Raw genomic sequence first — 20,906 nt, 5'->3', positions numbered from 1 at the left:
TTGACGATTGTGCCCATAAAGGAAAAACGCATGCGTCTTAAACCGCCGTTTGAACTCAATCTTTCTAAAAATGGCGGTAAACATCCTATAAAAAGAGGCTAGCCAATGAGCCTAAAGTTTTGAAAGAATGGACGCATTAATCAAGAGTCTTTAGGGGTCAACAAATCTCTTTGGGGTAACCTTAGGGGTCAACCCTGCAAAGAGTATAAAAAAACAGCCACAAACGGCTGTATTATTCGATTTCTTTATTAATTTCAAATGGCGGAGAGAGAGGGATTCGAACCCGAAAAAATTGTATAAGTGGCTATTAATATGGATAAACTGTTTTAAGTACTCCTCTATTCCATGCCGTTTTATATCAATTATTGCAAATGATTATAAATTGGTTTCAAACAAAAATATGTCAAAAAATATGTCATCGAGCAACAGGATCCCAGGTTCTATTATGCCTGGGATCCATGATCTGTTTATGTAATTTTATTTCCATAACCCCTTTGCCAACTCTTCAATTTCTTTTTTTCTTTGTTCCGTCGCTTTGTGATCAATAATGATTTCTCCATTTTCGATAATGAGCACATCGCCTTCCTTGGCATCTTCCGGAGTTACAATTCTTGGTATCTCCGTCATTGTACGGTCTTCTTTTTCACATACCGTCGCTCGTCCTTCAAATCGATCAATTATTACTCTCATCTCTTCACCTTTTATGGGTTACATTTACTGCATGGCCCTAATCCTTGGGCTATAGCAGCTGACTTCATAATAGCAATTTTACTTTTGCTTAGGTATGAACAACCATCCCGATGATATTTTGTACCTGATGTTGTCTTATACACAGTATAGTCCATTGGTGTTTCAGGTGTTGGTGTAGGAGTTGGTGTCGGTGTTGGTGTTGGTGTCACTGGAACCGGATTCGTTGGATTGACATTAAAAGAAATATTCGTTCCATCTGACGTTGCAACAATCGTACCATTTTGATCTGTTCGGAAAATCTTTTCGCCATTATTTTGAAGTCTGGTTATCGTGCTGGCTGCAGGGTGTCCATAAGTATTTCCAACTCCGACTGATATGATGGCATAGGAGGGTGATGTAGCATCTAAAAATGCTTGTGTCGTTGAAGATGTGCTACCATGATGTCCAACCTTCAAAACATCGACGTTCATATCTCGCCCAGAATTTATCATCGCAGCTTCATTCACCGCTTCTGCGTCACCAGTAAACATAAAGCTGTTATTATTATAGTCAACTTTTAGAACGATTGAGCTAGTGTTTAAGTCCTCTTGGTTCCAATTCCCCTCAATGGGTCCTAAAATTGTACAAGTGGCATCACCAAGCATAAATGAAGATCCCGCTACTGGAGAATTAAACTGCATTCCTTTATTTGCGACAGCTGTCAATAAATCTTGAAATGTTTGAGTTGTGGCCATGGCTTCAGGAAGATAAATCTTACCGATATTAAAGCTATTTACAATATAATCCATTGCCCCTATGTGGTCCTCGTGAGGATGTGTGCAGATCACATAGTCAAGAACAGATACTCCTTGATTAGAAATATAGTTTTTGACAGTATTGGCATCATCGTTGTTGCCGGCATCGATCAACATAGCGTGATCTCCCTGCTGAATCAATATGCTGTCGGCTTGCCCTACATCTATATAACTTACTTTAAGTTTGCCATAAGTTGGGGTGTTTTTGACAAATGGTTTTTCTGTTGATCCTGGTGCAGCGGATCCAGCAGGTACAATAACTATTTTTATACCTTCGAGTCGATAACTAAACCCTGCCGTTCCGGCACTTTCGCCATTTTTCGCCCATCCCATCCAACCGATGTTTTGAGCATGGACCTGGTAGTAGATGTCAAATTTTGAAGCATCAGCCCCGGTAAGCTTAATTTGGATACCTTCAAGACGATATGAAAGACCCTCTGTTCCACTCATAACATCATTGGCCTTCCAACCTCTGGATGTATCTGCTTCCCATCCAATGTTTTCGATGTGTGTCTGATAGGATACTCCCAGATCATAGCCCTGAGTATCCAGTTTGATCTTAATTCCCTCTAATCGATAAGACTTACCCTCGGTACCACTCATTACACCATTGCTTTTATAATCTTGCCAACCAACATTTTGAACGTGGGTGCAATAAGATGCAGTAGGGGTAGAAGCAGCCATAACACTGGCTGGGATCATTCCCACAATAAGCAATAAAGCCAATAACAATACTGAAAACTTTTGAATGCTTTTTTTCACAAATTCGTCCTCCTTCTCAACTTTTACTCTATGATAACGATTGTAACATTGAAGCTAAGTGAAATTCAACGGTAAATAAAAAAAAGACCGGCACTAAGCCGGTAATAAAAATACATCTACTAATAAAAATATTACAATTAAAAATAATAGAAAGATATTCATAACAAAAGCGTATGGATATTTTCGAATGAATTTATGAAACCACTTATTTAATTTCATTTTATCATTGCAAGTGTCTCCATTCCCACATTCAAGACAATTCTCATGATTCTTTGGTGCAAGTGTACTTCCGGATACCCTTCCAGCCGCATAAATCAAAGAATAAATAGTATTGAACATAACAAAACCTACGATCAAAGAAATGATGGCAATATGTATATAATCGCCCTTATCTTTGATGCTAGTCAACGCACCTGAGAACATCGAAAAACCGCCAAAAAATGCCATTGCAACACCAGTGAAAATACTTAAAACAGTTACTGCTTGGATATTTGAATTTTTCCTATCCTCGAGAACTTGATCTTTTAAATTTCTGGTTTCATTTAAAATAGATTTTGCATTCTCCTCGGTATCTTTAATTGAATTGTAGTTTGTCGCTCTAGCTGCTTCTAGCACAGTATAATCACGTAACTTGATAAATTTTTCTACTATTTTCTCACTACATGTTTCGTCTTCATCAAGCAACGTTTCAATTTGAGCTAAACGAAAATCTAAATAATCTAAAGCTCCTTGATCTTCAATGTCTGACAACCATTGATATGTTTGACTGTATAGATTATAATTTCCGTCTTGATAATACCTTTTGAAGTCTTCTTTGTAGCTTCCAATTTTTCTTTCAAATTCTCTATCATTAACTATATGTATTTCACGAAGCAATTTGCTCAACGAATCTCTTTTATTTTTGCTCTTACTTTTATCAGTTTGTTTGTCCAATATTTACCCTTTCTGACGCAATATCAGATATAGGAATTGTATTATTACATCTTGGCAAATAACTATCTTTCCATGCCTTTGTTTCGTGTGTATAATCAACTAATTTCCAAGGATCTATATCTAATGTTATATCAATTATTTCATTGATTAAATACGTGTCACATGGGTCTATGTCTATTGCTTGTTTAAAAATATTGTCATCCAAAGAAATTGGAGTAGATATGTATTTTTTTAGAGCTGAGTACAACTCGTTAATTACTGGTCCATGTCTCCAAGCTTCAAATGCCGCATCAAAAAATACACATCCGGTCTTATTTAAAGAATTCATTTGTACGTAAAAAAGTACCTTTTGCAGTTTAAGATTAGAAATTCCGCTTTCCTTCTTTTCATATTCAGATACAACGTATTTAGCCGTATCAAAAACTGAGTATGCCATTTTTTTACCTACCTTTCAAGACACATTATCAAATGAATTAACATTTTGAGATAATGTCAAAATACATTGCACATATTTACCGTAAACACATGCAATGCTCAATATTTAACAATTTGTTAAGTTTATACCCGTATTCTATACCATATTAACCCTTTTTGACAACTATATTATTGTTAATTCCTTTGATTTTCTTTTGCAATTGTAGTATAATAGCAAAGTTTGTCACAAAAAATAAAAAAACAGCTACCCTTTCGGGCAGCTTGAGTCTTAATAAATGAACACGCCTGTTTCCTGGTTGTATACGCCACCAAGGTCTGACAACTCTAAATGAGCAAATTCCTGTGATGGGTATACCCTAACCGCAATGCCAAATACCTGCCATGCTATCCTGGCAAATTCGATGATGTCCAGTCCTGGACAATAACAGTCTATAGCTTCACCCAACATATGCAGTGAATTCCAAACGCCTTGCCAGTATTTGTTGTTCTCCGGACAGCGGATCCCACACGTTATGACAATCGCCCCGACATAGTCCCGGAGCTGCTGCAGTTTATCAATTAGCTGTTGCGCTATGATCTGTCCATAATTTGTTTCCGGATATCCATTGCAACCGCTTGTCGGATCCCCCTTGATGCATCCACAGGCGAACTCGTACCAACTGAAATTCTTTGAGGCCATTCCTTCAGGCAATGCGACTACCGGTGCCGTTGCTGCTACCGGTGCATTTGTCACTGAGAACAACGCCGTAAAAGTATTGGTCCCAATTATTCCGTCAATTGTCAAGTTTCTATCTTTCTGGAAACTTAATACCCGGTCTGTTGTTTGGGTGCCGGTATCTCCAAGGCGACCATCAATATCGCATACATAACCTAATTCATTTAACCGGGCCTGCACTGACATTAGCTGACCTCTTAGGCACCGTTCCAGATCCAGACCTGATTCTCCGGTTTCAGCCAGGCCATAACCTCTTCTAGCATTATTTCTTGCAGATCTTGTTAAATCGCCGGCTTGTCCATCCGCTTGGATATCTCCATAATTTAAAAGTCTTAGAACTCTTTGCTCTTCTATAATAGAAAATACCTGGACACTTAACGGATCCGCTGGTGTAATCACTTCCTGGGATGGACTAGATGGCTGTGTAACAACGACTTCTACTGATTTCATCGGAAATGGGTTGTCAATGTTCACGTAGTCCTGATAACAGATATTAAGATCAACGTTTCCGGAAATACCTTCAACAGATCCTTTATCTGAATACTGCCAGATGCTGGGTATAAATTCCGGCTGATCCACATCCCATTGAGCCAACCACTTGAACCACTTTCCTTTGTTGATGTCATTAACCTTATTTTCAAACCAATCCAATGACGTATAAACAATGACTTTATACCCGGAATCATGGATCTCTTCACAGAATGCATCAATGATCGGGTTAATGTCGATGTTCCCCTGATACTGCTGATCCTCAACATCATATGCGATTGGATATGCAAAGGTTGATCGTGGATACTTGGACAATATGGTTTTAACAAAATTTGCTTCCATCTTTGCCTCTTCCACGGTTTGAGCATAGGAGTACAAGTATGGCATTGGTGGAATACCATTGGCAACACATGCATCCAAGTTGACCAGAGCTTTTGCATCAAGTTCCCCACCTGATGCATTCCTGGCTTCACCCCATCCGATTCGGACGCCGGAAAACTTTTTGTTTGAGTTTTTTACGAGTGACCATTGAATATCCCCCTGGTGCTGAGAAACGTCAATTCCTTCGATTTGCAGCATTTCGCCACCTCCGCATTTTAATCTTTTTTATAGTTCCCTGTATTTTGAACAGTTTCTGTATTCTGATCAGCTGATGTGTTCTTTTTTTCTTTGACCTGTTGGATGTATTGTTGAACCTCAGCGACTGTGACCAATCCCTGTTTTAATAGTTTTAGCACCTCATCCGCTGTTTGCGCTGATTTCGTGATTGATATATTTTTCCAGATCCCATAACCGATACTGGCAAATACCAGCGCCCACGACACGTACTGAAATAGCTGATCATCTGATACCTCAATCGGATTATGCCCGGTTACTGTAAGAATCGCATTTACAACCGCTAAAAGAATTGTTGCCAGTACCACCCACGTAGAAACGGACACTCCACTTAGAGCATCCGCAATTTTTGTTATTTTTTCTTTCATTTTCTTATTTCTCCTTAATCTGTTTTGAATTTCAGAGCGCATACACGCTCATACAGCTTTTTGCATGTTCCATTTCCACCCATGGCCGTATAAGCATTATAAAGGTGTTCCAGATTCTTCAGATCCTCAACATCGATGCTTTCCTGTTCGATGTAATGTTTACATGCCTGGTATACCCGATCATGGAGTATCGCCAATTGTCCGGCGATCAGAATCTTTTGAGTTTTTTCATACTCATCACACCGCTTATTTAGATCATCATGTGGCTTGATAATTTTTTTTCTTAAGCACTCAATGACCGGTGGCCATATCTTTGCTTTAAATGTTAATAATACGAGAACCCCTCCCACTACCTTTACTGCCAGATCAAACGCCGTTTCCGCTCCCAATTCCACCCTCCTGTGATTCTTTTTCAATGTCGTTTTTTTTAAATAAAAAAACAGCCTATGATAAAGCTGCTACTTCCCGGTTTGCAATTTCAATTTCAACTTCCGCTCTCAGAGTGGTTTTTGTGCCATCGCTCAATTCCCACTCTGTTTCCGGCACTTCTTCAAGTTTTTTTCTTCCTGCCATAACCAACGTGGCATAAGCATTTGTTAATCTTTTTTGTAATGCTGTCATTATAAAAGACCTCCTTCCTGTAATATTTGAATGGTTTGAATTTCAATTTCTGCCATCAGAATTTCTTTTTCATTTGGAATTAGACTATCAAGTATTTTTTGCTGTTCTCTTTCTTCATCGATTATTTTTCTTTTTTCAATAAATACCTCTGATGGCTCAATAAGCACTTCAACAAAACCGTCGACTTCCCATAACCCATCGTCATTTGTTTTTGTATAGCTCATTAATCTTCACACCCCCATAAAGAAAATACCGCTCCTGGCATCATGTAAGTTAGAGAAAATTTAATTCCTTCAACATCATCACCTTGATAATTGTCATAGTAACTGTATCCGTCTAATTTAGAAAAGCAGTATAAATCAGCGTTTTTGCTTGAAGAATACCCTTTATATATGCACTTTGGTCTATAACCTTTATCTCTAATAATTAAAATATCAAACGTCGTGCTTTCTTCTGATCGTCCACCATAATTTGCAATCGGATCTTTGTTCTGTCCCATGAGATTGGTTCCAAGTTTTATATCTCCTGTCCCACTTGCAATAGAATTAAGTGGAATATAAGAGTTATCCGACGTTCTAATGAAAACTTCTTGCTGTACCCCAAAGTGAGAACCTAATGATCCATCATCTTTAGAAAACAACCCAAAATATGAAGCATAGACGTTTGTTGTGCTATAGCTTCTTAACTTTTCCACTTTCAATCTTAGCTTTGAATATTTTTTAGGGAATCTAAATTTGACAGTTCCATCCGAATATGATTTGTGTTCATACGTCTGTATGTGCTCCCACTCTTTCAAATACTCTTTTTCCCATGTTACACTTGGATTCAAGACTGTAGGAGAGTTGATAGCAGCACTGTTTCTTGAAAGAGTCCATCGAAATCTCAATTTGTCATCGGCTGAAACATCTGACAAATCCGTTTTTTCTGTTAACCCTGTTTTTAAAACAGTACCCTCATTTTCAAAACCCACTTTAAAGTTGGAAATATTATAGCAAGAATAACTTGAATTGTTGGGCATATTCAATCTAAAATATTTATACGATTTAGAACAATTAATATTAAATGCTAATTTTTGACTAGCGCCCCACAGTTCCTTATTTTGCACATCTAACACAGTCCAACTTACCGCATCATCACTTCCCAACAAAGTCCAAAATGACGGAAAGTAATTTCCAGAGGTGTTTACTTGTATCTCGTACATTGTTGGAGTTATAGGTGTAGTAAATGAATACTGTAACCATGCTGGCCCGTTGCCGCTAGATTGCCAGTATGAATTGGGATCATTGTCAAACGCCTTATATGCTTGTACGTTCGTTCCGGCATCTGAACTTGCTGACGCAACCCCGCTCGGTAATGTATTTGAGGTCATTATTGGGATTGAACTTTTTACCGTTTCATAATCGTCCATCTTTAACAAATCGCAAACGATACTTGCACCGGTTGCATCAATCTTTGCAAATTTCAAATTGCCCCATTTTTTTACATTAGGTCTGTTAACATCAACCGATCCTTTGCCTGTTAATGGTTGATATCCATATCCCATTCTGATATAAGGGATTCCATAGCTGTTGTAAGTATAAGTAACTGTATTATTAGAAGTTGCAGTATAATATGAATAACCAGACATGCTGGAATACTGCCCCTTTATCGTCCAGGCACTGTTATTTAATGCATATAATCGAATACTTAGATAATCCTGGCTTCCTCTATCCACTGGTTCATTAAATGTGAATCGTGTCATTTGACCAGCCGTAATATCAGCGAATTGTTTTATACTTCTGGCAATAACTTTTTGTTTTGTAAAATCATATATTTCACAGACAAATGCGCCGGTACCTTTTGTTGTGATGAAAACTTCAACCCAGTTAACAAACCTCGTTCCAACATTGAAACTGTTTGTCCCTGAGAATAAAAACAACATCGTTGTAGCTGATAGCGTGCTTCCTTCACCTAGATATTCTTTAATGCCTGTTGGCTCATTGATTAATTTCAAAGATCCGTCTAAAACTTCACATCCCTTGAAAATTGCATCATCCCAACCAGCGTTAACAGAATATCGTCCATAATCCTCTGGAAATGGGATGATCAGGTTTCCGTCTGTATCGATACTGTCTGTCTTAACGTGACCTAGTACATTTTCCGCTGCTTTTATTATTACGTGATCTGCTATATTGTCTACATTCTGTTCAATCGCCAATTCAGCTTCGGTCATCCGTGTTGTCAAAGTATTGATCATGTTCAATAAATTACCAGCTGTATTTTCGTCCAGAATATCCTGTAAATTAGCAAACCAAGCATTGAAACTACTCTGGAATGCTGAAAGCATCGATGCAATATCGGTTGTTGCGTCGTCAATCGTCTCAGCATACCAAGCCTGAAATTGGTTAAAAATTGTTGTTGTATCTACTTGATCGATCACACCATGCACAATCCCACAATAAGTACTGTTAAGGCGTAGATCTGTAATATTGGCCTGGGAAATACTCACAGCCCCGTTTGCAACATAGATATCCGCAATACCCAACTCCCACATATCTGCATCACGCTGCAGGCTTGGAGCTGTTGGCGTACTAGCAAACGTTCCTTTTTTCACATAAGCCTTAATTTCCCGGTTTAACACCGTGTACCGTATTACAATCCGATCAATCCGTTTTAAAACACCATCTGCTGTTTCAATGCTTAAACTTTTGTCACTATCATTTATATACTTGTACCCATTAATATAGGCATTCCCAGGCTTCAGCGTTACGGTCATGTCATTATTAGCCAATACTTGACACTGGGTTGATGGATTCGGGTAGATCCCATTACTTATAAAATCGGCAAAATACTCAGCAAAAAAGCTTGTAAAATACTTTCTGTCCCCGTTTACTGATGGGAAAATCCCACTCTGTTCTGCCATTTGATCACCCCTTTCTTAATTGTTTAATTTTATCAATCAGCGTCGGCGCTTCATCCCCGAAAACAACATTTATTTTTTCGCCGGCTTCCTCATAGACCTCTTCTATTTCTTCGATCCTGGTATCCAGCTTAACGCCCCATTTTTTATTGATGTTTGTCACGATATCCCCCAGATCATAATCCTCTTTGTATTTCCTGTTGGCGTTAACGTCAATGGAGCTGTCAAACACGCAGATCTTTTTATTCTGGGTGAGAACTTCACTTCCCTTGCCCTGAAGCAGCGCCTGGTATTCTGCATCAGTCAAGGTGACGCTATCCACAACATTGCTCAGGCTCTTCTGATCCGAAAACACTTCGAACCGATCCAGACCTGCTGCGCTGCCAACCGTTGTCAGTTTTCTGTCGGCACCTTCTCCGATGCCGCCAACCAGACAAACATTCCGGAAACTGCTGTCACTTTCGGTAAACTCCTGCTTTTCGACGTTGTTATAGTCTTTACTGAAAATGCATCGGGGATTGTCACTCTGGCCAGCGGTCCGATCCAGCCCTTTATAGGTCTCAAACTGCATTGACTTGGTTGATCCGTCGTATCGGACACGAAACCCGATATCTGACAGATTGCTCAGGTTTTCAAGTTCATCCGTCAAATTTGCATAGGATGTCTGATAATCGGCGGTTTCGGTGTAGCTCATCAGCGTTCCCAGGGATAACCCCGGGATGATTCTACCTGAATCTATCGGACTGATTGCGTTTTTTGTGACTAACGTCCGCATGGCTACTTCCACCAGTCCATTTATGACTTCCATCCCCCAGATGATCCGCCGATTCAAATACCCGGTCAGGAAGTCACCTTTGACTACAAGCAACTCTTTACCCTCATCGTTCTCCTGCAGGTTTCGATATTTAATAAACCCTGCTTCCGGATCCCCGGGCTTGATGATGACATTTCCCCGCTGCAGCTTCTCAATGTTCTGCGACGTTGCCGGGCAATGGATCTCAAATTCTCCGGTTTTTCGGTACCGGCGCACCCAGCGTAATGATGTCCGGTTGTTTACGGTACCCAGTTTATTAAAGCTTCTGTCTGCTACATAAAGATCCATACTCTATACCCCCAGATATTTATTTTGGCGGTAGATATTTACTACCAGATTATCCAGGCCGGTTTCCGCATCGTACCGGAAAAGGTTGTCGCCCTGGTAAAGCTTCAGGAATGTCATATCTTCATCGATGTAGTTAAATGCATTGGACGTCACCCCGTTCAGCTCCATTTCCACATCCTCTTCAGCGAAATGTGTATTCACCCGAATGATCTCGCCGGCCACCATGGTTTTATTGATTTTCACAAATTCCTGGGTATTGACGTTTCGGAGTGAAGGATTTGTCAGAGTGGCCAAAGCCCGGAATTCAATGATCATTCCGGCCTCTCCATCGCCATCGTTGGGACAATTGACAATCAAACTCGGTTCCCGGTGACCCATGATGATGCCATCCTCTGGGATCTGCAGACCGTTTAGGATGTCGAATTCAAAGTCGCCTACCCAGAGTGCTATTTCCTCTTTTGTCTGGTTCATATCCATCCAATACGGGTTATTTGCGATTAAAGATATAATGCATTCCCCTCTTCGATCGCTCTTGTTTACTATAAACGGAACCTTTGCGGGTACACATTTAATTTCCAGATCTTTTTCACCATTATTATGAATAAGTGATCCCATTCCAAATTTCGGATTAAAAACTCTCCTTAATTTTGATTTAAGCTGATCGAATTCACTTTTTTCACTACCTCTAACTGATATTTTTAAAGAAATATCGCTATCATCCAATGAATTGCTTAAAAATGTATTCCCGTCTTGACCAGATCCTTTGTTTGTGTGATTAACAACTCCGGTATTCTGAGAAAATTCCTTTAACCAAAAAGGAGCTGAGTCTGTGAAAATCAACTCTTCTCCCTGGCTGTTTATGTATTTTAATGTTTTCAGTTATCTCAACTCCTCTACGCCATCATTAAGGCCCACTCCTGAAGCCCACGTTTGGCAAATCGGGCAGACTCTGACGGGCTCAGTTCTTTAGGGCTATAGTTATTTTGCGTGAATTCTACCTTTGTACCCTGTGACCAGACCGGACCACCACTGTTTACATATGGGTTTTGATCTGCTGGAATAATTGCTTCTCCTTTATGGATCATGGCAATCATATCTTCAGGAACGTACCTGGATCCCACATCAAAGCTGGCACCTGACCATAGCTGCATTGGATCGACCAGTTGGCCATTAATCAATAACCCAAAATGAAGATGAGCCCCATAAGATGCACCGGTATTTCCGACTGTTCCGATAATTTGTCCAAGGCTTACCGCTTGCCCTGCTTCAACTGCAATACTATCTAAGTGAGAATATGCTGCTGCGATCCCGTTTCCAAAATCAATAACAACCTGGTTTCCATATCCGCCATTATAACCAGCCGATGAAACCACCCCATTTTGAATTGAATAAAGCGGTGATCCGGCTCCTACTGTATCATTAAAATCGAGCCCTTCATGATATTGACTTCCTACTGATCCCGCTCTGTCTCCAAAGTCTTCATCCCAGGCAAAATTTTCATCAGAAACGCTTGTTCCTGTCGGTGATCCCCAGAACATTCCATTTAGTCCGACTGATCCAGCACCCAGATTAATGCCAATCTTTGAGAGAAAATCCATTGCTGAACTACCCAACGTTGCCATGATACTTCCAACATTAAGCGCACCATTGGAAAATGCTGTTTTAATCTGATCCACAATGTTATTCACAAATGACATCAGGCTGTCACCTGAAAGACCTTTGATTAATCCCTGAATCATAAACTGACCGATGTCTCTTAATACTGTTGAAGGAGAAGCGATCCCAAAACCATCTTTGAATTTTTGAATGACATCTGTAACGAGGGTTGAAACGCCAGTATAAACCTCATTTATCTTAAGTGCTATCCCCGCCGCCATTTCAGTCATCATTCCGCTGCCAATTCCTTTTAAGTACTCAGGTAAATTCTTGACCGCAGTTTCAATTGTTCCTTTTATGCCATCCCATTTGGTTTCAGTATCGGTTTTGATAGCATCCCATTTCGACTGTAAATCAGTGAAAATACTCCCTGCTTTTTCAATGGTGTTTGTATAAATTTCACCAATTTTTGTTTTCAGATCTTCCCTGATTGCGCTCCATTTGGTTGATGAATCAGTCTTTGCTTCCTCCCATTTTTCAGCAACCTTTGTGGCCGTATCGGTTACCTTGGTTGTTATATCCTTCTTAATATCATCCCATTTACTGGCCAAATCTGTTTTAATGTCATCCCACTTTTTCTGGGAATCTGTTTTTGCTTCCTGCCATTTATCGGCAACCTGCTTGGCCGTATCTGTCACCTTGGTTGTTACATCCTGCTTGATCTCATTCCACTTGGTGGCCAGATCCTGCTTAATGTCATTCCACTTCTGCTGGGAGTCTGTTTTTGCTTCCTGCCATTTATCGGCAACCTGCTTGGCCGTATCTGTTACCTTGGTTGTCACATCCTGCTTGATCTCATTCCACTTGGTGGCCAGATCCTGCTTAATGGCTTCCCATTTTGCTTGGGTGTCTTCTTTAGCTTCATTCCACTTCTGGGCCATCCCGGTTGCTGTTTCTGTCAATTTCCCGATCGTATTATCATAAATACTCTGTAATGTTGTTTGCAAAAATGAAGTAATGGCATTCCACGCCTCGGTTGTTGATGTTTGAATATTTGTCCAGGATTCTTGAATCTTTGCAATGAGTTCCCCGAAAATCAGGAAAAATACATTCTTCAGACCTTCCAGTCCATTTCCAAGAAAATCAATGAAGCTCTGTCCAGCTGACTGAGCAAAAGTCCAAGCTGCAGCCCAATCACCATTGAATAAAGCAAATACAGCTCCTACCAGGTTCCCGATAAAAGCCAGTAAATTACCTAACCCTTCGATGAATGGCGCAATAGCAACAATCACATTGGCAAACCCATTGATAAAGTTGTTGAAAAAATCTTTTACAATTGGCACAACATACGTTCCCAGAAAATCACCGATCTGCTGTAGAATTGGTGTCACATCTGAAGAAAATCCCTGAAATGATGCCAACGCCGGACCCATGGCTTCACTGATCCGGGCAAACGCATCTTGAATCGTAACTTTAATTGATTCAAAAGCTGAACCCACTGAATCACGAAAGATTTCTGAATTCTGCCAGGCGCCGGCAATGACGGCTCCAATGGCTGCTACTGCTGCCACTGCTATGCCCACCGGCCCGGTTAACGCCGTAAATGCGGCTGATAATCCCCCGGTCGCTCCGGCTGCGCCACTCATTCCTCCAATTAATCCGGATGAACCCACTAAACCTAAGATATTTGATAATCCCCCGGCGATTCCACCGAATAACATCAGTAATGGTCCCATGGCTACCGTTAAACCTGCAGCTCCACCGACTATTCCCTGTAATGGTCCAGGTAAATTGCTGAATTTTAAAATTAGATCAGCTATTCCCTCTGCAAAACCAGCAATGGCCGGAACAATCTGATCCTGGATCACAGGCATGAGTTCCTGCAATTTAGGAAGTAATTCCGCAAACGCTTTAGCAAAACCAGCAGAGATTGCCATTTTCACAGCATCCATGGAGTCGCCAAAGGCGTCCATGGCCGAAATGTCTTCGTTGCTTAATACTGCTCCAACTTTTCTGGCCTCTTCTGTCAATCGTGCCATCTCATCGGATCCAGCTTTGATCATTGGGTTTAATTCCATTGCAGACTTACCGAAGATACTCATGGCCAATGCATCCCGCTCTGTTTCGTTACCTACTCCATTAAGCGCTGAAAAAGCCTCGTTCATGACATCTTTGGCATCTCTGAGATTCCCGTTGCTATCGGTTACTGATATTCCCAGAGTAGAAAACGCCTCTGCCTGGGTTCCCGTACCATCAATGGCCGCCGCCATGGATTTAGTCAGCTTTGCCTGGGCACCGGCAATGGTATCCAGACTCACCCCAAGATTATTCCCGGCATATTGCAGCTCCTGTAATCTTTCAGCTGAGATCCCGGTCACATCGGACATTTTCTGAATTCCGTCTGCATTATCAATGGCCTTTGATGCCAGCAAACCCAACCCGGTTACCGCTGCTGCTATCGGAACGGTTATCCCAGCTGTCAGGCTCCCACCCAAATCTTTCATTTTAGTGGAAGCATTCCCCAGATTGTCTGCCAACTCATTGATTTTGAATGAACTGACCTCTTTATTGACATCCTTTAATGCTTTTTCAGTCTGATTGAGTTTGTCTTTATTGTCTTCTAGCTTTTTATTAGCAGCGTTGATTTTTGTGATATTTGAATCAATGGCACTGTCATTATTTTTCTGCTGTTTCTCAAGTTTTCCCAGATCATCGGCCAGCTTTTTAGCTTCATCACTATTTTTGCCATATTGGGCCTTTGCTGCTTCCCATTTTTCGGTTGTTTCAGCAATTTTTGTGGTCAACTCTGACTGTTTGGTTTTTAGTTTTTCCTGTTTTTCTGCCAGTGTATCAATATAACTCTTTTGAGTCTGAACAGCCTCCGAAGCAATTTTCACTTTATCGGCTAATAATGACTGCTGATCTTTCAGCCCTTTGAATTTGTCATCTGCTAATGCGGCTGCCGACGCTGAAGCTTTCATTGCTGAATCCAGCGTCTTCATTTCGTCATTCATCTGTTTAGTTGCTTTTTGAAATTCTGAAATATCAGCTCCAACTCTTAGGGTTGCGCTTGCCATTAGTCATCACCTCCGTTTTTAATTTTGAAAATCAATGCTTCATAAATATCAATGTAATCGCCATTCCAGGCCTCAAAAAAAGAGCAGTTTAATTGCTCAACCGCAAAATAAACGACCTGGTATATCTCATATAACAGGTCTTCTCTGTGATCATCCTCTTTAATGAGGCCTTTTTCTTTAAGGGCCTGCTTCATTGGGCTGTATTCTTTTTCGGCACCAATGAATTTTCCCAGTTCATCCTGCTTTTCTCTGAATTTTTTCAAACAATAAGAAAAAAACCGCTCATTCATGATCACATCAACGGCGGTTTTCTCTTTGTAAAATTCTGGTATTTGATTGTCTTCTATGAATTGTTTGAGATTTTTTGCGCTAAAGCATCCGCGCTTTTTTGAAAAAAATCCTGGTACATTTTGTTGATCCGGTCAGCAGCTCCCTTTTCAATGTCAAACTGGACTTCTCTGACAAAAGCTACTAAATCCAAAATATCACCGTTTTCTTCAATCTCCTCAACCGATAATTCCCCATTGAATAAATTAGAGACCACCATGAATACCTCATCCAACGCTTCATCGGTATAATTGTTATTCCCGAAAAGATCCATATCACCGACTTTATTCAGCATATCTCTGAACCGTTTGTATTTTTTCGGCGGTAATTTTTTCAGCGTGTACTCTTTATCATTGACTGTTAGTATTACATTCATACTCAATCACCTACGCCGCAAAGGTTGGTTCCTGGACAGCAGCAAACCAATCATCCAAGGCGGCCAGTGCGTTTGTATCCGTTACGGTTAATGCCTCTTCACTAACCGTTGTACTGATTAGATTTTTGCTCTTTCCATCAATGACTGTTGGTTTACGCCGTTGATAGAATTTGCCTTTAATGGATTTTGTTTTTGTCGGTGTCTTTTCTCCCTTGGTTTCGTATTCGTCACCTTCTGAATTTGAGAATTTACCGCAGTAATACCAGGTTACTTCCATCTTTCCGTTGGCTCTTTCCGATGCAAAGCCAAGAGCCACTTCTTTAGACTCATCCTGAGCCGTTTTAATTAAATAGCCCTCTTTGTTGATATGTCCAAACAGTAATGCCTGTTCTGATGGCGACAACGCATTAAACTCAAAGTTCATCTCTGTGCTGGTGTAATCATTGATAACCTCTTCCAGCATATTTTCTGAATACAGATCTTCACTGGCATAATTATCGGTTACTTTCCCCTTAATGGCTCCGGATACGAATACCGGTGTTCCAACCGTGTAGGTTGAATCATCGTTTTTTGTTACCTCTGCAACATGAACATTGTATAAAAATCTCGATCTTGATTTCATAGTTCTTCATTTTCCTCCAAATAATAAAAATTTAATTGTATGTGGAAATACTCGATTTCCTGAATGAATTCGTTGGCATTACCCTTCCAGTCAAACCCTGCAGCAATCAATTTACTTTTAATTTCATCTTTATAATGATGAACATCGGTTTCTACCTTCCCTAATATATGAAGTTCCAGATCATGGCCGGTACCTTCCACAGATCCATCAGAGTAAAACTCCGGGTACTCCGCAACCTCATTGAATACCACATAGGTTACATCCAGATCCTTCTGGTATGTGCTCTGATAGACGTTTTCCAAACTTTGCAGGGCTTCATAGACTAAATCACTGATTATCACTGCCAAACACCTCTTCCAGTTTCTTTGAATATTCTGCTAATCCTATTTCATTTATAAAGGTCGCAACCTCTTTGTTTGCCTTATTAAAAAGCCCTAATTTTGGTATCCTTGGCACTTTTCGATTGTAATTATACGGTGTTGTATGCTCATCAACACCTTCTTCAAAGAATTTCGCATAGAAGTTTTCTTCATTGTCCGATGGGCGCCAACCAATAAAGCCAAATGTCTGGCCATTGGTCGACTTTACATTGTCAATTGGTATCTGATCAACGGCATGATCGCTTGGTGCCTTTCTTGGTTTCCCACTTCTTTGGGGTCCAGATTTTTCCAGGTCCATCGACTTTGGCATGCTGCGTTTAATGATTTCTGCTCCTTGTTCCTGGCCAGCTCGAATTATTTTTTTATTCAGCTTTTTTAATTCAGCTTCTGATGTTTCTTCCAATAATTTTTTTTGGACATCTGCAAACCCTTCGAAGTCCATAAATATACTGCTTGCCACTATTTCACCGCCTCACATCTGATTTCGATATATTGTTTATCGTTTTTGGCAAAGTCAATGTCATAGATACGATATTTACAATCTTTGAACAGCACATGATAGCCCTTGAAATTCCAGAGATCTTCCATTTTCTTACAATACCGAACCTTAAAAATGATGGTATTCGTCAATTTTGCATTGATGCTGTTATAGAGTTCTGCACCCTTAAGGCTGATTGGCTCTGCCCAGCACTCCCGAAATAAAACAGGAGGCGCATCAACCGGTCTCCCGTTGATACGTCCTCCATCCACTTCCTTCATAATCTTAATTTTTACGTTTCCCATTGTGCACTCTCCAAATTCTCAAAGATGGTTGTCACGATGATTGATTGCTTGGTTCGATCTGTCACCGTTGTGGATCGTTCATCATACATATCTTTGATTATTTTCTTTTGCACCAGAATTGCAATTTTTTCATAGGCTGGTAAGCTTTTATAAGCCGTTCCCACCGCTTTATCAATGTAAAAATCAGATACATCAATCAGATCACTGATGTAGTTATCATCATCCTCATAATCAATCCGGAGGTAGTCTTTAACCTCCTGGAGGGTTATCTTTCCACTTGCTAAGTCCATTCATTATCCCCTCATCCTTTTAGGCTGGTTTCGTGAATTCAATTTTCTTACAAGCCCGGTCATCCAGTTTTTGAACATCAAAACGCTCTAATACCCGGATTGCTGTCTGGTTGTAATTAAACAACACTTCTTTAGATGAGCCAATTTCATAGCCTTTACGGTCGAAGAATTTAACCAGTGCCCATAAGTTTGTGACATAGAAAATCATATCACCTGGCGTGGTTGGTGCGACATCGGCATCATCCATCACGATGATTGGTCTTCCATTGAATACATCTGTCCCGTCTGGCAGCGTTGTGATCAAGTTCAGCGGTCTTAATTCCCCATCCTTCAGACCTTTTAAATACACGTATCCGGACAGATTGGTGATGGTCACTAAGCCCGATCTTAACGATGGCAGCACGCCATTCATGGCAGCTTCCACATCTTCATAGCTGGTGGCTCCGGACACTGCGTCAGCATTGGCTGTAATGATGGCCAGTATTTCATCATTTTCTGTCAGAACCGATGCTTCCGCAAATTCAGGCGTGATAACATTTTGAATTAATCCAACCACTTCATCATCGGTTAAGCTGTTCTCGACTGGGATGATTTTCCCGTAATCGTCGATGGAGTAATTAATATCTTCGGTGACCTTTGATCCTTCAGGAATTGCCGAACCCGATACCAGTTTAGATAGTTTATTCGTCCCGATCGTCGCAAAAGGCATTTTTCCCGTTTTCCCGGTAATAGGAATAACATGGCAGTATTTTTTCAGGGATGGGAACCCTTTTCTCAATAACTGCAGCTGGTTAACAAATTCCTCCGGAAGGATAGCACCATTATCGGCCACCGTGACTAAGGCTCTTTCTTCTGGGGTAATATCTCTTTTTAGAATTACTTTTGCGATTGCTCGGTATTCTTCACTGGAAGCGCCCGTTTCTCTGTTCTGTGCAACCAGCACCAGCTTTTCCCGTTCTTTTTCCCGTTTTTCTGATTCATCTGCAATCTTAATCAGTTCATTGATGGTTTCAATTTCGTTAGAGATGCTTCTGATCTGAGCATTGATGCTTCTTAATTCTTCTGCACTGTCAACACCATCCGCTCTTTGTGCCAATGCGGTTTTTTCAGCGTTTTTTGCGTTCAATAATGCCAATAATTTGTCTTTCATTCTACTCTCCTAAATATTTAATAAAATTTGTGTTCTCAGTTTTTCAATTTCCAATGCCTGATTGCTCTCAGGCGTTTTCTGATTTTCCCGTTGTTCTTTAATTTCTTCAAAACTTCTGCAGTTTATCTCACTGCTGTCATAGGCCGGGAAGGTACACGGGCTTACTTCAATGAGATCGGCCCGGGTGATGGTTCGTTTGTCAATCTTCTTGCCTTCATAATCAATGACGCTCCACTTTTCTTCTTTGGTTATGAATCCAAAGCTGGATCCATCCACATCACCCCGTTGAACACTTTCATAGGCATCATTTCCCCAGGTGTTGCCCGGCAAATCCACATCATAATTCAGGCCTTCCGGATCCTTGTTAAATCGGAGGGTCTGGCTCCGGGTAGATCCTAATGGGCATGATGTCTGGTGATTCCATAATGCTTTGACAACTCTTGACTGGATTGATTCGTCAAAAGCGCCCTGGGCAAATTCTTCCAGAAATTCATCGCCCCACCAATCAATAATTTTTGTTGGTGAGTTGTAACGGAGGGCGTAACCACCAATGGTTTTTCTGTCCTCTTCCTCTGTTTTGGCCCGGATCTCAATTCCATTGGTATTTCTTATTTCTTTCACTGGTCCATCACTTCTTTTTCTTGTCACTTTTTAACCTCCTTCCCATCATTCTTTCCAAGGTCTTTTAATTTCATGACCCCTGAATTAACCACTAACTCATCCGCTCCCTCTTTTGCCATTTGCTGGGTCATTAATCGGGCTTCATTGGGTGTATAAATTCCTGATGTTACATATTTTGTCAGAATATCTGCCTGCACCTGAGCGGTGGTTCGCAGCATGACACTGGTATTGAATCGGCATTTCATTCCCTTTTGCCGTTGGTCCGGCCTTAACAGCTTCCAGTCAATCTCCTGTTCAATGGATTCAAATAAAATAAGCAGCGTATCTACTAAAAAAGATAACTGCTGCTGCTCTAAACTATTATTATTGGTATCCTTCAGGTCATTTAACTGAAACATCTTGATCCCAAAGCTGGAAGCAATCTGACTGATTGACATTCGCCGGATCTGTTCAAATTGGGCATCGGCTAAAGATAGATTCAATGTGCTGACGTTGTACCCGGCCGGCACCGTGAAAATACGGCCATTGTTTGAATAAAGCCGGTCAAATTTTGCCTGAATATTTTTCAAATCCAGTTCTTTTCGTGTATCCGATGTTAATTGAACAACTGCCTTGTTTGTTAACCCGTTATTATACAGATCATTTAGATATTTCTGACTCTTTATTCCGGTGTCAATGGTGCTGGACATCATGACCCGATTCGCTTTACTGTTTATGCCATTACTCGAAAATGATTTTAAATGAATAATCTCATCATAGAAGCAGCACTCAATGTTTGAATTCCCTGTTTGGGTATACTCCACCAGGATCCGGTTCTTCAACTTCGAACTGATTAATCCAGCATCGTCAATAATCAGTCGATGCAGTTCAATTGGCCATAGGTTTAAAACATTTCCTTTGGCGTCTTTTTCAATGTAAGCACAGCCATTTCCCAGATGATGCCGGTTAACTTCCAATGCTTTCCAAAAATCGATTGCCGTCATATATGGGTTTGGTCGCAGGACCAGCTTTTCATAAAGACTCTCATTTTTTAATCGCAGATTTCCGTTTTCGGTTTCCTGGACTAAATAGCACGGGATCTTTGCAATGGATTCACTCATAATTTTAATACAGGTGAAATAGGTTGCTTCTTTTAAAGCGCCGTCACTGACATAACCCTCTGCATCAATACCAAAGGCTTTAAGCATGGCCAGTTCGATATCTGAATAGCTTGGTACCGTCGCCGTTTCTTCTCTTTTTTCAAAGAATTTACTGATCACAT

23 protein-coding genes are annotated in these 20,906 nt (G+C 40.5%); all 23 read right to left on the bottom strand.

The features are described from left to right. Positions 1-477: 477 nt before the first annotated feature. On the bottom strand, positions 478-690 hold the full coding sequence (locus BI182_RS06635; RefSeq protein ID WP_286806420.1) for a DUF3006 domain-containing protein: 213 nt from the start codon (positions 688-690) through the stop codon (positions 478-480). An 11-nt stretch (positions 691-701) separates the two neighbouring features. Continuing rightward, positions 702-2,246 carry an MBL fold metallo-hydrolase gene (locus BI182_RS06630; RefSeq protein ID WP_286806418.1) on the bottom strand — a complete coding sequence of 515 codons (1,545 nt, stop codon included), beginning with the start codon at positions 2,244-2,246 and terminating at the stop codon, positions 702-704. 93 nt (positions 2,247-2,339) lie between these two features. Continuing rightward, positions 2,340-3,179, bottom strand: coding sequence for a hypothetical protein (locus tag BI182_RS06625; RefSeq protein ID WP_286806417.1), 840 nt, complete (start codon positions 3,177-3,179; stop codon positions 2,340-2,342). Beyond that, positions 3,163-3,615 (bottom strand): Panacea domain-containing protein, encoded by a 453-nt coding sequence (locus tag BI182_RS06620; protein WP_286806415.1) that lies wholly within the window; start codon positions 3,613-3,615, stop codon positions 3,163-3,165. Before BI182_RS06620 ends, BI182_RS06625 begins: the two co-directional genes overlap by 17 nt. 267 nt (positions 3,616-3,882) lie before the next feature. After that, positions 3,883-5,397: a GH25 family lysozyme gene (locus BI182_RS06615; RefSeq protein WP_286806414.1), complete on the bottom strand. Its 1,515-nt coding sequence runs from the start codon at positions 5,395-5,397 to the stop codon at positions 3,883-3,885. 17 nt (positions 5,398-5,414) lie between these two features. Then, positions 5,415-5,801 (bottom strand): phage holin, encoded by a 387-nt coding sequence (locus tag BI182_RS06610; protein ID WP_286806412.1) that lies wholly within the window; start codon positions 5,799-5,801, stop codon positions 5,415-5,417. 14 nt (positions 5,802-5,815) lie between these two features. Next, positions 5,816-6,190 carry a hypothetical protein gene (locus tag BI182_RS06605; protein WP_286806411.1) on the bottom strand — a complete coding sequence of 125 codons (375 nt, stop codon included), beginning with the start codon at positions 6,188-6,190 and terminating at the stop codon, positions 5,816-5,818. A 55-nt stretch (positions 6,191-6,245) separates the two neighbouring features. Continuing rightward, complete coding sequence (locus BI182_RS06600; protein ID WP_286806410.1) at positions 6,246-6,422, bottom strand: CD1375 family protein; 177 nt, start codon at positions 6,420-6,422, stop codon at positions 6,246-6,248. Beyond that, positions 6,422-6,646 carry a hypothetical protein gene (locus BI182_RS06595; RefSeq protein WP_286806409.1) on the bottom strand — a complete coding sequence of 75 codons (225 nt, stop codon included), beginning with the start codon at positions 6,644-6,646 and terminating at the stop codon, positions 6,422-6,424. Before BI182_RS06595 ends, BI182_RS06600 begins: the two co-directional genes overlap by 1 nt. Further along, a complete protein-coding gene (locus BI182_RS06590; protein ID WP_286806408.1) occupies positions 6,646-9,324 on the bottom strand; it encodes a discoidin domain-containing protein in 2,679 nt (892 codons plus the stop codon). Before BI182_RS06590 ends, BI182_RS06595 begins: the two co-directional genes overlap by 1 nt. 4 nt (positions 9,325-9,328) lie before the next feature. Continuing rightward, positions 9,329-10,423 (bottom strand): siphovirus ReqiPepy6 Gp37-like family protein, encoded by a 1,095-nt coding sequence (locus tag BI182_RS06585; RefSeq protein WP_286806406.1) that lies wholly within the window; start codon positions 10,421-10,423, stop codon positions 9,329-9,331. A 3-nt stretch (positions 10,424-10,426) separates the two neighbouring features. After that, positions 10,427-11,263: a phage tail family protein gene (locus BI182_RS17315; protein WP_286806404.1), complete on the bottom strand. Its 837-nt coding sequence runs from the start codon at positions 11,261-11,263 to the stop codon at positions 10,427-10,429. A gap of 53 nt (positions 11,264-11,316) precedes the next feature. Continuing rightward, positions 11,317-15,096: a peptidoglycan DD-metalloendopeptidase family protein gene (locus BI182_RS06575; protein WP_286806402.1), complete on the bottom strand. Its 3,780-nt coding sequence runs from the start codon at positions 15,094-15,096 to the stop codon at positions 11,317-11,319. Beyond that, positions 15,096-15,386 carry a hypothetical protein gene (locus tag BI182_RS06570; protein ID WP_286806400.1) on the bottom strand — a complete coding sequence of 97 codons (291 nt, stop codon included), beginning with the start codon at positions 15,384-15,386 and terminating at the stop codon, positions 15,096-15,098. The genes BI182_RS06575 and BI182_RS06570 overlap by 1 nt, the downstream gene beginning before the upstream one ends. A gap of 53 nt (positions 15,387-15,439) precedes the next feature. Next, positions 15,440-15,799, bottom strand: coding sequence for a hypothetical protein (locus BI182_RS06565; RefSeq protein WP_286806398.1), 360 nt, complete (start codon positions 15,797-15,799; stop codon positions 15,440-15,442). A 10-nt stretch (positions 15,800-15,809) separates the two neighbouring features. Then, positions 15,810-16,421: a major tail protein gene (locus BI182_RS06560; RefSeq protein ID WP_186895370.1), complete on the bottom strand. Its 612-nt coding sequence runs from the start codon at positions 16,419-16,421 to the stop codon at positions 15,810-15,812. Beyond that, a complete protein-coding gene (locus BI182_RS06555; RefSeq protein WP_286806394.1) occupies positions 16,418-16,768 on the bottom strand; it encodes a hypothetical protein in 351 nt (116 codons plus the stop codon). Before BI182_RS06555 ends, BI182_RS06560 begins: the two co-directional genes overlap by 4 nt. Further along, positions 16,749-17,261 carry a hypothetical protein gene (locus BI182_RS06550; protein ID WP_286806393.1) on the bottom strand — a complete coding sequence of 171 codons (513 nt, stop codon included), beginning with the start codon at positions 17,259-17,261 and terminating at the stop codon, positions 16,749-16,751. The genes BI182_RS06555 and BI182_RS06550 overlap by 20 nt, the downstream gene beginning before the upstream one ends. Next, positions 17,261-17,584: a phage head closure protein gene (locus BI182_RS06545; RefSeq protein WP_286806391.1), complete on the bottom strand. Its 324-nt coding sequence runs from the start codon at positions 17,582-17,584 to the stop codon at positions 17,261-17,263. Before BI182_RS06545 ends, BI182_RS06550 begins: the two co-directional genes overlap by 1 nt. After that, positions 17,572-17,874 (bottom strand): head-tail connector protein, encoded by a 303-nt coding sequence (locus tag BI182_RS06540; protein WP_286806389.1) that lies wholly within the window; start codon positions 17,872-17,874, stop codon positions 17,572-17,574. Before BI182_RS06540 ends, BI182_RS06545 begins: the two co-directional genes overlap by 13 nt. A 19-nt stretch (positions 17,875-17,893) precedes the next feature. Beyond that, positions 17,894-19,024 (bottom strand): phage major capsid protein, encoded by a 1,131-nt coding sequence (locus BI182_RS06535; RefSeq protein WP_286806388.1) that lies wholly within the window; start codon positions 19,022-19,024, stop codon positions 17,894-17,896. A 9-nt stretch (positions 19,025-19,033) separates the two neighbouring features. Further along, entirely contained in the window at positions 19,034-19,672 is a 639-nt protein-coding gene (locus BI182_RS06530; RefSeq protein ID WP_286806386.1) for an HK97 family phage prohead protease, read from the bottom strand. Continuing rightward, entirely contained in the window at positions 19,669-20,904 is a 1,236-nt protein-coding gene (locus BI182_RS06525) for a phage portal protein (RefSeq protein WP_286806384.1), read from the bottom strand. The genes BI182_RS06530 and BI182_RS06525 overlap by 4 nt, the downstream gene beginning before the upstream one ends. Positions 20,905-20,906: the final 2 nt, after the last annotated feature.

Origin of the sequence: Acetobacterium sp. MES1, from assembly GCF_002237635.1 — a bacterium.
Taxonomy (GTDB): domain Bacteria; phylum Bacillota; class Clostridia; order Eubacteriales; family Eubacteriaceae; genus Acetobacterium; species Acetobacterium wieringae.
This window is presented reverse-complemented; position numbering and strand designations above follow the sequence as displayed.